12 protein-coding genes are annotated in these 12261 nt (G+C 68.8%); 1 reads left to right on the top strand and 11 read right to left on the bottom strand.

Annotation, left to right across the window (positions count from 1 at the left end; genetic code table 11):
* Positions 1 to 11 precede the first annotated feature (11 nt).
* The 3 genes from AB4059_RS12750 to rpoE are packed head-to-tail and all read right to left on the bottom strand — an operon-like array spanning position 12 to position 3110.
* The gene (locus AB4059_RS12750; protein WP_498979369.1) at positions 12 to 1526 is read right to left on the bottom strand and encodes a DegQ family serine endoprotease; all 1515 of its coding nucleotides are present in this window, start codon (positions 1524 to 1526) and stop codon (positions 12 to 14) included.
* A gap of 55 nt (positions 1527 to 1581) precedes the next feature.
* Positions 1582 to 2496, bottom strand: coding sequence for a sigma-E factor negative regulatory protein (locus AB4059_RS12745; protein ID WP_498979368.1), 915 nt, complete (start codon positions 2494 to 2496; stop codon positions 1582 to 1584).
* Complete coding sequence (gene rpoE / locus AB4059_RS12740) at positions 2493 to 3110, bottom strand: RNA polymerase sigma factor RpoE (RefSeq protein ID WP_498979366.1); 618 nt, start codon at positions 3108 to 3110, stop codon at positions 2493 to 2495. Before rpoE ends, AB4059_RS12745 begins: the two co-directional genes overlap by 4 nt.
* A gap of 215 nt (positions 3111 to 3325) precedes the next feature.
* On the opposite strand from rpoE, the gene AB4059_RS12735 reads away from it, so the two are divergent.
* Complete coding sequence (locus tag AB4059_RS12735) at positions 3326 to 5377, top strand: 3-hydroxyacyl-CoA dehydrogenase NAD-binding domain-containing protein (protein WP_498979365.1); 2052 nt, start codon at positions 3326 to 3328, stop codon at positions 5375 to 5377.
* 7 nt (positions 5378 to 5384) lie between these two features.
* Here AB4059_RS12735 and AB4059_RS12730 read toward each other — a convergent pair whose 3' ends face one another.
* The 8 genes from AB4059_RS12730 to acpP all read right to left on the bottom strand — a co-directional run bounded on the left by AB4059_RS12730 (position 5385) and on the right by acpP (position 12231).
* Positions 5385 to 5750, bottom strand: coding sequence for a PilZ domain-containing protein (locus AB4059_RS12730; RefSeq protein WP_156641539.1), 366 nt, complete (start codon positions 5748 to 5750; stop codon positions 5385 to 5387).
* Positions 5747 to 6715 carry a DNA polymerase III subunit delta' gene (locus AB4059_RS12725; RefSeq protein WP_498979364.1) on the bottom strand — a complete coding sequence of 323 codons (969 nt, stop codon included), beginning with the start codon at positions 6713 to 6715 and terminating at the stop codon, positions 5747 to 5749. Before AB4059_RS12725 ends, AB4059_RS12730 begins: the two co-directional genes overlap by 4 nt.
* The gene (tmk, locus tag AB4059_RS12720; protein WP_498979362.1) at positions 6712 to 7356 is read right to left on the bottom strand and encodes a dTMP kinase; all 645 of its coding nucleotides are present in this window, start codon (positions 7354 to 7356) and stop codon (positions 6712 to 6714) included. The genes AB4059_RS12725 and tmk overlap by 4 nt, the downstream gene beginning before the upstream one ends.
* The gene (mltG, locus tag AB4059_RS12715) at positions 7353 to 8366 is read right to left on the bottom strand and encodes an endolytic transglycosylase MltG (protein WP_498979361.1); all 1014 of its coding nucleotides are present in this window, start codon (positions 8364 to 8366) and stop codon (positions 7353 to 7355) included. Before mltG ends, tmk begins: the two co-directional genes overlap by 4 nt.
* Before the next feature lie 82 nt (positions 8367 to 8448).
* On the bottom strand, positions 8449 to 9270 hold the full coding sequence (pabC, locus tag AB4059_RS12710) for an aminodeoxychorismate lyase (RefSeq protein WP_498979359.1): 822 nt from the start codon (positions 9268 to 9270) through the stop codon (positions 8449 to 8451).
* Positions 9267 to 10622 carry an aminodeoxychorismate synthase component I gene (locus AB4059_RS12705; RefSeq protein ID WP_498979357.1) on the bottom strand — a complete coding sequence of 452 codons (1356 nt, stop codon included), beginning with the start codon at positions 10620 to 10622 and terminating at the stop codon, positions 9267 to 9269. Before AB4059_RS12705 ends, pabC begins: the two co-directional genes overlap by 4 nt.
* Positions 10623 to 10639: 17 nt before the next feature.
* Positions 10640 to 11872 (bottom strand): beta-ketoacyl-ACP synthase II, encoded by a 1233-nt coding sequence (fabF, locus tag AB4059_RS12700; RefSeq protein WP_498963979.1) that lies wholly within the window; start codon positions 11870 to 11872, stop codon positions 10640 to 10642.
* A gap of 119 nt (positions 11873 to 11991) precedes the next feature.
* The gene (acpP, locus tag AB4059_RS12695; RefSeq protein WP_036169052.1) at positions 11992 to 12231 is read right to left on the bottom strand and encodes an acyl carrier protein; all 240 of its coding nucleotides are present in this window, start codon (positions 12229 to 12231) and stop codon (positions 11992 to 11994) included.
* Between the last annotated feature and the right edge of the window lie 30 nt (positions 12232 to 12261).

Here is a 12261-nt window from a genome sequence, read left to right as displayed (position 1 = left end):
GGCGGACGGATTTACTGCGTCTCGGCCGCCGGGCGCGGGGAGACGGCGACGTAGCGGCTGGTCCCGCCGCGCTGCACCAGCAGCATGGCGGTGTCGCCGGGCTTCACGGCCGCCAGTTCGCGATCCAGTTGCGCTGCCGAACCGACCGAATTGCGGCCGACCGCCAGGATGATGTCGCCCGGCTGCAGCCCCGCCTTGCGGGCGGCCAGGCCCTCGATGCGGGCGATCGCCACGCCCTCGTTGTCCTCCAGGCCGAGCCGGCGGCGCTGCGCGGCGTCGACGTCTTCACCGACGATGCCCAGCGGGTTGCGGTAGGTCGGCGCCGGCGTGGCGGAAGTCGGGATCACGCGCGGTTCGGCCACGGCGAGTTCGCCGAGCACCACGGTCACGTCGCGCGCCTTGCCGTCGCGCAGGATCGAGAGCGTCGTCTTCGCACCCGGCGGCAGCGCGCCCACCAGCGGCGGCAACGACGAGGCATCTTCGATCGGCGTGCCGTTGAACGCGCGGATCACGTCGAGCCGCTGCACGCCGGCCTTCGCCGCGCCGCTGCCCGGCTGCACTTCGCGCACGAGCGCGCCGCGTGTATCGGGCAGGCCGAGTGCGCGGGCCTGGTCGTTGTCGATGCCTTCCAGGCCGATGCCGAGCAGGCCGCGGCTCACGCGGCCCTTCGCCTTGAGCTGGTCGACCGCGTTCATCGCCACGTCGATGGGAATGGCGAAGCTCACGCCCATGTAGCCGCCGGAGTTGCTGAAGATCTGCGAATTGATGCCGACCACCTGGCCGCGCGTATCGAGCAAGGGACCCCCGGAGTTGCCGCGGTTGATCGCGACGTCGGTCTGGATGAAGGGGACGTACTGCTGGTTGGCGTAGGGATTGGAACGGCCGACGGCGCTGACGATGCCCGCGGTGACCGAGTGGTCGAGCCCGAAGGGCGAACCGATCGCGACGACCCACTGGCCCGGACGCAGTGCGCGCGAATCGCCCGCGCGCAGGAACGGCAGGTTGGTGGCGGCGATCTTGAGCAGCGCGACATCCGACTGTTCGTCGCTGCCGACCACCTTGGCCTTGTACTCGCGACGATCCGACAACCTCACCGTGACTTCGTCGGCGCCGTCGACGACGTGGTGGTTGGTCAGCACGTAGCCGTCGTTGGAAATGATGAAACCCGTGCCCATCGACACGCCGCGATCCTGGCCGCCGCCGCCGGGCGGCATCTGCGGCATCGGCATGCCCGGACCGAAGAAGCGCTTGAAGAACTCCGGCATTTCCTCTTCATCGTCCATCGCCGGCTGGTCGCCGGTGTCGGCGCCGATGTTGGCGGTGACATTGACGACCGCGGGACCGACCTGGTCGACGAGATGGGTGAAGTCGGGCAAGCCCGTGACCATCTGCGGCGCGGGCGCGGCCGCGGGTGCCGTGGTCTGCGCGGCCAGGTCGGTCGACAGCAGCACGGCGGAGGTGGCGGCCGCGGTCATCGCGACCAGGAATGCGTTGCGAGCGGGGAAGTGACGGAGCAGTTTGCGCATCGGGACCGGGGCCTCGAAATGGCGTGAACGAAGGGATGCGTGCGCCGGCGTGGCGTCAGGGTTCCGGCGGCGACGCCGGTGCGGTGTCGTCGTTCGCCGGTTGCAGCGTCGGGCCGGGCGAGAAGGGATAGAACGACGGGCCGGCGAAATCCGCCGACAGGGTGCCGCCGCCGTTCAAGCGCGGCAGCACGGCACGCGGCCACGGACGCGCGGGCTCGGCCTGGAGCGCTTCGCCCTGCAGCAAGCTAGTTTGCAACGTGCCCGGCTGCAGTGCCTGGCTCGCATGCACCTCGGGAACATCGGCGACCAATGCCGTGTTGATCGCGGTGACCGGTTGCGGCGCTTCGCCGGTGAACGGTGCGTTGGATTTGGACGCGCCCGAATGCGCGCCGACGGCGGCGCTCACCACGCGATCGGTGGCGGCGCGTGCGCGTTCGACGTTGCGCGAACGCTGCGCGACGCGCTCGGACAAGGGACGCGCGACGGCGGCGATCGCCACCGCGGCGGAGGCTTGCTGCAAACCCGGATCGGGCGTCGACGGCGATTGCGCGGGCGCCTGTTGCAGCGACTGCGCGGCCACTTGCGCAGGCGATGCCTTGTGCGCGGCGTCCAAACCGATCGGCATGCGCGCCAGCACGAAGGCGACCAGCGCGGCGGAGGCCGCCATGCCGACGCTGCCCCAGCGGATGCCACCACCGGCCGCGCGACGTGCAGGCACGGCGGCGACGGCGGCTTCGTCGCGCAAGGCATCGCGCACGCGCTCGGGGAAGGACAGCGGCAGCGCGGCGCTCTGCCCGCGCAGCGCATCGCCGATGCGTTGCCAGCGATCGCAGGTGCTGCGCCAGTTCTGGTCGTGGTCCAGGCGCTTGAGCGCGAAGCGCGCGACGTCGCCGACGAGCTCGCCATCGAACAATGCGCTGAGCGCTTCGCGATCGGAATCGAAATGGTTGTTCGGGGTCGTCGTGTTCATCGGGTGGCACGCTCGCGTTTCGGTTCGGTGTCGAGCACGGGGCGCAATTCCGCGTCGATGGCCTCGCGCGCGCGGAAGATCCGCGAGCGCACCGTGCCGATCGGGCATTGCATCCGTTCGGCGATGTCTTCGTAACTCAGTCCGTCCACTTCCCGCAGGGTGATGGCTTCGCGCAGTTCGGTGGGCAGGCGCTCCACCGCACGCATCACCGTTCTTTCGATCTCCTGCCGCATCAGCTCGCGCTCCGGGGTGTCGGTGTCGCGCAACCGGATGCCGGAATCGAACTGCTCGGCGTCGGAGACGTCGATGTCCTCGGTCGGCGGGCGGCGGTTGTGCGCGACAAGGTGGTTCTTGGCCGTGTTGACTGCAATCCTGTGGAGCCAGGTGTAGAACTGCGCATCGCCGCGGAAGTTCCCGATCGCGCGATACGCGCGGATGAACGTCTCCTGTGCGACGTCCTGGACTTCGCTCCAGTCGTGGATGTAACGCGCGATCAACGCCTGCACGCGATGCTGGTACTTCCGTACCAACAGATCGAAGGCGACGCTGTCGCCACGCTGCACCCGGGCGACGAGCGCCTGGTCCAGCTCCTGCGATTCGTTTTCGGTGGCCATGGCCGCGCCGGGGACTCCTGGATGCTCAGCTCGGCCGAGGCCGGGCATATGGACAAGTCGGCGGCGGGAAAGTTCACGGTGCCCGCCGCGCGCCGGTTCGGGCTTCACCCCCGCCTTCGCCCGACACGAGAAGACTAATGGGGGCGGCATTGACGGCATCCAAACCTCGCCGGGATCATAGACGCCTCTCCCGTACCTCGACGAATGGTGGCCGCATGCTTGCTGGTCTCGACGGTTTGCGCTTCAGCCACTGGCGTGCCGAATCCGCCGCCGACGGCATCGTCGTGCTCAGCTTCGACCGCGCCGGCGAAAGCGTGAATACGCTCGCGCAGGACGTCCTGCTGGAGCTCGACGCCATCCTCGAGCGCCTGGCGCTGGATCCGCCCAAGGGCCTGGTGCTGCGCTCGGCGAAGGTCGCCGGCTTCATCGCCGGCGCCGATATCCGCGAATTCGCGGCCTTCGACGCGAAGGGTACCGTCGGCGATGCGCTGCGCCGCGGGCAGCAGGTGTTCCAGCGGCTGGCGGAATTGCGCTGCCCCACGGTCGCTGCGATCCACGGCCATTGCATGGGCGGCGGCACCGAACTGGCGCTCGCCTGCCGCTATCGCGTGGCCTCCAACGACGCGTCCACGCGCATGGGGCTGCCCGAGGTGAAACTCGGCATCTATCCGGGCTGGGGCGGCAGCGTGCGCTTGCCGCGCCTGGTCGGCGCCCCCGCGGCCTTCGACATGATGCTGACCGGCCGCGCGTTGTCGGCCAAACAGGCCAAGGCGATCGGCCTGGTCGACAAGGTGGTCGAACCGGCGATGCTCACCGACGCGGCGATCGAACTCGCGCGCAAGGGCGCGGTGCATCCGTTCAAGCAGCGCGCGCTCGCATGGGTGACGAATACCTTCCCCGTGCGGCAGGCGCTGGCGCCGATGCTCGCCAAGCAAGTCGCACGCAAGGCGCGCAAGGAACACTACCCCGCGCCGTACGCGTTGATCGAAACCTGGCGTCGCGCGAGCGGCGGCGTGCAGTCGCTGCTGTCGGCCGAACGCAAGTCGGTGATGAAGCTCGCCTCCACGCCGACCGCGCGCAACCTCACGCGCGTCTTCTTCCTGCAGGAGCGTCTGAAAAGTCTCGGCGGCAAGGATCACGGCATCGTGCGCGTGCACGTGGTCGGCGCAGGCGTGATGGGCGGCGACATCGCGGCGTGGTCGGCCTACAAGGGCTTCGAAGTCACGCTCGCCGATCGCGAGCAACGCTTCATCGACGGTGCGCTGACGCGCGCGCAGGACTTGTTCGCCAAGCGGGTCAAGGAGGAGGCCAAGCGCCCGGCGGTGTCGGCGCGCCTGCGCGGCGACCTGCTCGGTGAAGGCGTGCACAACGCCGACCTGGTGATCGAAGCGATCATCGAACGGCCCGACGCGAAGCGCGCGTTGTACGCGGAAATCGAGCCGCACCTCAAACCCGATGCGTTGCTGACGACGAACACCTCGTCGATTCCGCTGACGGAGTTGCGCGAGGGCCTCGCGCAACCGGCGCGCTTCGCGGGCCTGCATTACTTCAATCCGGTGGCGTTGATGCCTCTGGTGGAAATCATCCGCCACGACGCGATGGCCGAAGACACCGAGCGTCGCCTGGCCGCGTTCTGCCGCGCGATCGACAAGTTGCCGGTGCCCGTCGCGGGCACGCCGGGCTTCCTCGTCAACCGCGTGTTGTTCCCCTACATGCTCGAAGCGATGGCCGCGTATGCCGACGGCATCCCCGGCCCTGCGATCGACAGGGCGGCGGTGAAGTTCGGCATGCCGATGGGGCCGATCGAATTGGTCGACACCGTCGGGCTGGATGTCGCGGCCGGTGTCGGTCGCGAACTGGCGCCCTTCCTCGGGTTGCCGATTCCCGCGGGACTGGAGAACAAGCTCGAATCGGGCAAGCGCGGCAAGAAGGACGGCCAGGGCTTTTACACCTGGGAAGAAGGAAAGCCGCGCAAGCCGGAGTTGCCGAAGGATTACAAGGCACCCGACGATCTCGAGGACCGCCTGATCCTGCCGATGCTCAACGAATCGGTCGCCGCCCTGCACGATGGCGTGGTCGCCGACGGCGATCTGCTCGATGCGGGCGTGATCTTCGGCACGGGCTTCGCGCCCTTCCGGGGCGGCCCGATCCAGCACATCCGCGCGGTCGGCGCCGATGTGATCGTGGCGAAGTTGAAGGCGCTGGAAGGCAAATACGGTGCGCGTTTCGCGCCGCGCGCGGGATGGGATTCGCCGGCGCTGCGCTGAGGCGCGGTTACATCGTGTGCGTCGGCTTGTCCGCCGTGAGCGTGCCCGCGAGGATCGTCTCGATCTTGTGGCGCACCGCTTCGCCTTCGGCGCTGTCGGCGAACTGCACGCCGATGCCCGCGGCGCGGTTGCCCTGCGCACCCGGTGGCGTGACCCAGACGACCTTGCCGGCGACCGGCAGGCGGTCCTTCTCTTCGAGCAGCGTGAGCAGCAGGAAGACCTCGTCGCCGAGGAAGTAACGCTTGGGCGTCGGCACGAAGATGCCGCCGGATTTCAGGTACGGCATGTACGCGTTGTACAACGCCGACTTGTCCTTGATGGCCAGCGACAGGATGCCCTGCCGTGCCCCGCCTGCCCCTGCGACTGCGCTCATCCCCTGCCCCCTCGTGCGACCGGCACCGGCGCATCGCCGCGCCAGGCCAACAACAATTCCGTGACCGCAAGATCGGCGCGCACCGTGGTGCGCAGCAACTCGCGGGTGCGGTTCGCTGCATCGAACCACGCGGCCAGACTGCGGGTTCGCCCCGGATCGGTCAAGCGCGTGGCGCGTTGCAAAGCCAGGTCCGCCGCATGTCTTAGACGCATTCCGGCGTATTCATCGGCCACCCACGCCTGCGCGGTGGCGAGCGCGCCGGCGGTGCCCTGTTCCAGTTTGTCGAGGTCGGCGGCGACCTGTCGACGCAACGCGAGCCCGTCGTTGCGCAACCAGTCGTCGGCCAGGCCCGGATGGCCGCGCGCTGCGTCGAGCGCTTCCTCGGCGGCCGCGGGCTTGTGGCCTTGCGTGGCAAGCCAGGCCAAGGATTCGTCGCGCGGGGGCAGATGGAATTCGACGCGGTGCGTGCGGCTGCGGATCGTCGCGGGCAGGCGCGAGGGATGCGCGCTCAGCAACCACAGATAACGACCGGGTTGCGGTTCTTCGAGCGTCTTGAGCAATGCATTCGCGGCGGCGTGGTTGATCGCGTCGGCCGGCGTGATCAGCGCGACCTGCGCGCCGCCGTACTGCGGCGTGAGCGCGAGGCGCTGGGAGAGTTCGCGGATCTGCTGGATGACGATCTCGGTGCGCAGCTTCGTGCCTTCGGTATTCGGCAGGAAACTCACGAAGCTGTAATCCGGGTGCGTGCCTGCGACGAACAACTGGCAGCTCTTGCACGTGCCGCAGGGGAGCCCTGAATCGGGCGGTTGACGGCACAACACGCGCTGCGCCAGACGTTCGACGACCGCGCGCTTGCCGATGCCCGCCGGCCCGACGAACAACACGCCATGCCCGAGCCGGCCGGCTTCATGCACCGACAGCAGGTGCGAATAGATGCGCTGCTGCCAGGGCGCGAGCGGCGTCACAGGGCGCGCTCGATGTAGTGCTGCAACAGTGCCGACGCGCGCAGGGCGACATCCTCGGCGGAGGCCGACGCATCGATGACGCGGATGCGCTCGGGCTCGGCGCCGGCGCGCGCCAGGTAGGACGCGCGGACGCGCTCGAAGAATTCGTCGCGCTCGCTTTCGATGCGGTCGGGCACCAGGTCGCGCCCGCGCGTGCGCTCGCGGCCCTGCTGCACGCGCAGGTCGAGCAGCAGCGTCAGGCCCGGCTGCACGACGACAAAACGGCGTTCGAGTTCGGCGATCAGCGCAGGATCCAGCCCGCGTCCGCCGCCCTGGTAGGCGTAGCTGGAATCGGTGAAGCGATCCGACAACACCCAGGCATTGCGTTCCAGCGCGGGCAACACCGTTTCGCGCACGTGCTGCGCGCGTGCTGCGAACATCAGCAGGAGTTCGGTTTCCGCGCAGGCCGGTTCATGCGTGGGATCGAGCAGCAGCGCACGGATGCGTTCGGCCAGCGGCGTGCCGCCCGGTTCGCGCGTGCAGACCACTTCGGCGCCGGTGGCCGCCAACGCATCGCGCAGCGCGTTGAGCACCGTGGACTTGCCCGCGCCTTCGCCGCCTTCCAGGGAAATGAAGCGCGGTTGCGTCACCAGGCCGTTCACTGCGCACGATTCCTTGCGCGATAACGCGCCATGTACGCGCGCCACGCGGCCTGGTGGTCGGCGTAGTTGCTGCTGAAGACGTGGCGCCCGCTGCCGTCGCCGACGGCCATGAAGTAGAGCGCGTTTCCGCCCGCAGGATTGACGACCGCGCGTAGCGCGTCGATGCCGGGCATCGCGATCGGCGTCGGCGGCAGGCCGGCGATCTTGTAGGTGTTGTAGGGCGAGTCGGCCTGCAGGTCCGCCTTGCGGATGTTGCCGGCGTAGGCGCTGCCCATGCCGTAGATGATCGTCGGGTCGGTTTCCAGGCGCATGCCGAGCCGGAGCCGCCGCGCGAAGACGCCCGCGATCTGCGGACGCTCATCGGCCACGCCGGTTTCCTTCTCGACGATCGAGGCGAGGATGAGGGCTTCGTCCTTCGACTTGAGCACCGTGTCCTTCGCGCGCGCTTCCCATGCCGCGTCCAGCGCGCGCGTCATCGCATCGTGCGCGCGTCGCAGGATGTCCAGATCGCTGTCGCCGCGGACGTACTGATAGGTCTCGGGCAGGAAGCGCCCTTCGGGATGTTCGCCCGCGTGGCCGAGCTTCGCCATCAGCGCGGCATCGGTCATCTCCGCGGTTTCGTGCTGCAGCGTGGTGTCGCGCGCGAGGGCGGCGCGGACATCGCGCATGGTCCAGCCGGGCACGATCATGAAGCCGCGGCTGATGACCCGGCCGTCTCGCAAGGCCTGCAGCAGGTCGCGCGGCGACATGTCCGGTTCCAGCGCGTACTCGCCCACCTGGATCTTGTTGGCCGCGCCGAGTTCGCGCGCGAGCGCCAGCCATTCGACCCGATGCCCGGTCTGCACGCCCGATGCGCGCAAGCGCGCGACGACCTTGGCGAGCGAATCTCCGGGCTTCACCACCAGGGTTTCCCCTTGTTCGATGCCCGCCATCGGCGCATCGGAGAATCCGGTGTAACGCTGCCACGCCCAGAAGGCGGCGCCCGCCAGTGCGAGCAGCACGACGAGCACGAAAAGCTTGGATATGCCGCGACTGCGGCGTGGGCCGGGCGGACGCCGGCTGCGTCGACTGCGTGTCACGCCACCTCCATGGTCATGGCAAAGGTCCTGCGGAGAAGCCCGGATGCGCACGCGACAAGTGCTGCACGAGCTCCGCCACGGCCGGGTGCGGTGCGAAGGTGCGCGCCTGAAGCCGGGCCACGGGCAGGATACCCCGCACGGCGTTGCAGAGCAGGACAGCGTCGGCGGTTTCGACGTCGACCGGGGCCAGGCGGTCTTCCGTCGCGCCGGTTTGCGACAGGAGCCACGCACGGCAGGTGCCGGCCACCCCGCATCGGTCGATGCGCGGCGTGGTCCAGCGATCGCCGCGGAGCACGAACAGGTTCGCGGCGGTCGCGCAGACCGCGTCGCCGTCGGTGCTGCACATCAGGCCTTCGTCGATGTCGGCATCGTTCCATTCGGCCCGCGCGAGGACCTGCTCGAGGCGATTGCAATGCTTGAGGCCGGCGAGCGCGGGTTGCACCGCGAGCCGGGTTTCGCACCAGCGCAGGACCAGGCCGCCTTCGCGCGCGGGCGCGGGAAGCGGATGGCGCGACAGCCGCCACACCGGCGGCGCATCGAAATCGGGCGCGTACCCGCGACCGCCTCCGCCGCGCGTGACGATCAGGCGCGCGACGCCGTCGCCCAAGTCGTCGAACAACTCGGCCAGCACGCCGTCGATCGCGGTGTCCGACGGCAACGACAGGTGCAACCGTTCGGCACCGGCTTCCAGGCGCGCACGATGCGCCGCCCACCACGGCACCGTGCCTGCCTGCACGCGCATCGTTTCGAACACGCCGTCGCCATAGGCGAATCCGCGCGCGTCGCCCGGCAAGGCATCGACGCGGTGATCGCCGATGAACGAGCGCCCGCTCATTCGCCCGCGCCCAGTGCGCGCAGCAACCCGCGCGCCTTCGCCCGCGTTTCGTCGAGCTCACGCTGCGGAATCGAATCGATGACGATGCCCGCGCCCGTGCGGAAGCGCAGCGTGTCGCCTTCGAGTTCCGCACTGCGGATCAGGATGTTGAGGTCCAGGTCGCCGTCGCGGTTCAACCAGCCGAATGCGCCGGTGTAGGCGCCGCGCCCCTGCCCTTCCAGCGCGGCGATGATCTGCATGCAGCGCACTTTCGGGCAACCGGTGATCGTGCCGCCGGGAAATACGGCGCGGATCACGTCGCCGGGGGTGGCGTCCGCGCGCAGGCGTCCGCGCACGTTGCTCACGATGTGGTGCACGTGCGCGTAGCTTTCGACCGTCATCAACTCGTCGACCTCGACGCTGCCCGGCGTGCACACGCGGCCGAGGTCGTTGCGCTCCAGGTCGATGAGCATCACGTGTTCGGCGCGCTCTTTCGGATGGCCGACCAATTCGCGGATGCGCGCGGCTTCGTCGTCGCCGGGCAAGCGCGGGCGGGTGCCGGCGATCGGACGCGTTTCCACTGCATCGCCGCGAATCGACACCAGACGCTCGGGTGAGGAACTGACAATGGCCCAGTCGGGCCCCGCGAACAGGCCGGCGAACGGCGCCGGATTCGCGGTACGCAAACGCGCATGCAATTCGGCGGGTGGCAACGGCGCATCGAAGCGCGCACGCCAACCGCGCGAGAGATTCACCTGGAACACATCGCCCGCGGCGAGGTGTTCGATCACGCGTTCGACGCCGCGCGTGAAGCGCTCCGGTTCGTCTTCTTCGATCGACGCGGGCGCGCGCCATTCCGGCAAAGGCGGCAACGAAGCCGCAGCCTGTGCGTCGGCGAGGAGCGTTTCGATCCACGCGCGTTGCCCCGCTTCGGCGATGGCGAACACTTCGCCCGTCGCGTGATCGCGCAACACCGCCGCGGGGCTGCGCATCGCATACGCGACGGGCACGTGGCCCTGCGCTTGCGGCAGGCGGAGCACGGGTTCGACTTCACCCGCGAGTTCGTAGGCGAGGAACACCACCCAGCCGCCGCGGAAGGGCCAGCGCGGTTCGTCGCGCGGCACGCGCGCGGCCTGCCACTGCGCATCGAGCGCCGCAAGGAAATCGCCGTCGCGCGCGGCGCCGTGCTGGTCGCGCACGACACCGTCGCGATCCAGCCGCACGGTTTCGCCGCCATCGACGAACAACATGTCCCAACGCCCCTGCGCGGTGCCGTGTGCGCTGGATTCCAGCAGCACCGGATAGCGCGCCGGCGCCTGCCGGTGCAGGGCCAGCAGGTCGAGGGCCGGGTCGAGTTGGTGCGTGACGAGCACGGGCCCGTCTCCTGCCATCAAATGCGGCGGAACACCAAGGTGCCGTTCGTGCCGCCGAAGCCGAAGCCGTTCGACACCGCGATGTCGATGTGCTTCTCGCGGGCCACGTTGGGCACGTAATCCAGGTCGCAGCCTTCGCCCGGGTTTTCCAGGTTGATGGTCGGCGGAATGATGCCCTGGTGCAGCGCCATCACCGAGAACACCGCTTCGGCACCGCCAGCCGCGCCGAGCAGGTGGCCGGTCATCGACTTGGTGGAGCTGACCATCGTCTTGTACGCGTGTTCGCCGAGCGCGCGCTTGATCGCGAGCGTTTCGGCCACATCCCCAAGCGGCGTGGACGTGCCGTGCGCGTTGAGGTACTGCACCTGGTCGGCGTTGATCTTCGCGTCGCGGAAGGCCGCGGCCATGCAACGCGCGGGGCCGTCGCCATCTTCGCTGGGCGCGGTCATGTGGAAGGCATCGGAGCTGGCGCCGAAACCGGCGAGCTCGCAGTAGATGCGCGCGCCGCGCGCCTTCGCGAATTCGTATTCCTCCAGGATGAGGATGCCGGCGCCGTCGCCGAGCACGAAGCCGTCGCGGTCCTTGTCCCACGGGCGCGAGGCGCGCGTGGGATCGTCGTTGCGCGTGGACATCGCCTTCATCGAGCAGAAGCCGCCCATCGAGGTCGGCGTCGAGCCGCGTTCGGCGCCGCCGGCGAACATGACGTCGGCGTCGCCGTGCTGGATCATGCGCATGGCGATGCCGATCGAATGGTTCGACGTCGCGCAGGCGGAGACCGCGGAAAAATTCGGACCCTTGGCGCCGGTGAGCAGCGACACCTGGCCGGGGACCATGTTGATGATCGTGCTGGGCACGTAGAACGGCGAGATCTTGCGCGGGCCGCCTTCGTGCGCCTTGATCGTCTGCTCTTCGATGCCGAGCAGGCCGCCGATGCCCGAGCCGATGATCGCGCCGATGCGCTCGGCATTGGACTCGTCGATGACCAGGCCCGCGTCGTCGCGCGCCATCAGCGAAGCCGCCACGCCGTAGTGGATGAACTCATCCATCTTCTTGGCGTCCTTCGGCCCCACCCAGCGGGTGACGTCGAAGTCGCGCACTTCGCCGGCGATGCGCGTGGTCAGGTTGGACGCATCGAAGTGCGTGACCGGGCCGATGCCCGAACGCCCGTTGACGATGCCGTCCCAGGTGCTTGCCAGGTCGTTGCCCAGCGGCGAGACGATGCCCATTCCCGTTACGACGACGCGACGCATAGAGTGCTCCTCAACTTCTTGGACCCGCCGTACGAGAATTCACGTACGGCGGCGAATGCAATCGCAGAAACACACAGGGCCGCGAAAGCGGCCCCGTGGCTGCGACGTCATGCCCTGCTTCAGGCCTTGACGTGCGCCTTGATGTAATCGATGGCCTGCTGCACCGAGGTGATCTTCTCGGCCTCTTCGTCCGGGATCTCGCACTCGAATTCCTCTTCGAGCGCCATCACCAGTTCGACGGTGTCGAGCGAGTCGGCGCCGAGGTCGTCGACGAACGAAGCGCTGTTGGTCACTTCTTCTTCCTTGACGCCAAGCTGTTCGATGACGATCTTCTTGACGCGTTCTTCGATGCTGCTCATGGATCGTGCTCCTCCAGGGAGTCTGTTCAG

The sequence above is a fragment of the Lysobacter sp. 2RAF19 genome (assembly GCF_052115395.1).
Lineage (GTDB): Bacteria > Pseudomonadota > Gammaproteobacteria > Xanthomonadales > Xanthomonadaceae > Noviluteimonas.
The sequence above is the reverse complement of the archived record's forward strand: the minus strand, read 5'-3'. Positions and strand labels throughout refer to the sequence as shown.

Coding starts and splice junctions, on each gene's coding strand:
- acpP (WP_036169052.1), bottom strand. CDS start 12,231: ATGAGCAGCATCGAAGAACGCGTCAAGAAGATCGTCATCGAACAGCTT.
- AB4059_RS12735 (WP_498979365.1), top strand. CDS start 3,326: ATGCTTGCTGGTCTCGACGGTTTGCGCTTCAGCCACTGGCGTGCCGAA.
- AB4059_RS12750 (WP_498979369.1), bottom strand. CDS start 1,526: ATGCGCAAACTGCTCCGTCACTTCCCCGCTCGCAACGCATTCCTGGTC.
- pabC (WP_498979359.1), bottom strand. CDS start 9,270: ATGAGCGGGCGCTCGTTCATCGGCGATCACCGCGTCGATGCCTTGCCG.
- fabF (WP_498963979.1), bottom strand. CDS start 11,872: ATGCGTCGCGTCGTCGTAACGGGAATGGGCATCGTCTCGCCGCTGGGC.
- AB4059_RS12745 (WP_498979368.1), bottom strand. CDS start 2,496: ATGAACACGACGACCCCGAACAACCATTTCGATTCCGATCGCGAAGCG.
- AB4059_RS12730 (WP_156641539.1), bottom strand. CDS start 5,750: ATGAGCGCAGTCGCAGGGGCAGGCGGGGCACGGCAGGGCATCCTGTCG.
- rpoE (WP_498979366.1), bottom strand. CDS start 3,110: ATGGCCACCGAAAACGAATCGCAGGAGCTGGACCAGGCGCTCGTCGCC.